A 600-nucleotide genomic window follows, 5' to 3' on the forward strand; every position below is an offset into this window, starting at 1 on the left:
CATCGGCTTACCATTAATGTCCTGCAGTGGTTTTCCCGGCAGGCGCGTGGAGGCGAAACGCGCAGGAATAATGACCACGAAACTCATGAGTGACTCTCTTCTAGCGCCAGCGGACGCGCCTCTGTCTCCAGCAGCACCGGGATACCGTCGCGCAGCGGAAACGCCAGGCTATCAAGTTTGCAAATAAGTTCTTGCTTATCCTGACTGTAATACAGCTTGCCGTTACAGACCGGGCAGGCGATGATTTCAAGTAAACGGTGATCCATGTTTCCTCCTGATGGACCGGATAGATTTCTCAGCAGCATATCACAGGAAGGCAGGCGCCGGGATCAATCGGCGTCGATTTCCCACCCCTGCTCCTGGCCGACAAACAGCCCTTCCGGCAGGCGTCGGCAAAGGATCCGCTCTGCCGATTGCCAGTGTGCGAAGTCGTTAATCGCCCGGCGCAGCCCCTGCTCCAGACCACGGGTGATCTTCACCCCCTCCTCCAGCCACAGGGCGAAGATCTCCAGCTCCCGGCTTTTGCGATGTATTTTACTGTCCATCCGCCCGACCAGTTTTCCCTGGTGCAGCAGAGGCAGTACGAAGTAGCCATACTGA

General features: G+C 57.0%; 2 protein-coding genes and 1 pseudogene. All 3 read right to left on the bottom strand.

What is annotated here, in order from left to right:
- A pseudogene (locus I6F12_RS36995) lies at positions 1 to 87 on the bottom strand (3-deoxy-manno-octulosonate cytidylyltransferase); the annotation flags it as partial.
- Entirely contained in the window at positions 84 to 266 is a 183-nt protein-coding gene (gene ycaR, locus I6F12_RS37000) for a protein YcaR (RefSeq protein WP_002898177.1), read from the bottom strand. The pseudogene I6F12_RS36995 and the gene ycaR, both read right to left, overlap by 4 nt.
- A 63-nt stretch (positions 267 to 329) precedes the next feature.
- Positions 330 to 600 (bottom strand): crosslink repair DNA glycosylase YcaQ family protein (locus tag I6F12_RS37005; RefSeq protein WP_225158545.1); only part of this gene is annotated, 271 nt, incomplete at its 5' end.

The organism is Bradyrhizobium sp. IC4059, from assembly GCF_020193615.1.
Taxonomy (GTDB): Bacteria; Pseudomonadota; Alphaproteobacteria; order Rhizobiales; family Xanthobacteraceae; genus Bradyrhizobium; species Bradyrhizobium yuanmingense.

Excerpts from the sequence above, each read along its gene's own strand:
- ycaR (WP_002898177.1), bottom strand. The coding sequence starts at position 266 with ATGGATCACCGTTTACTTGAAATCATCGCCTGCCCGGTCTGTAACGGC.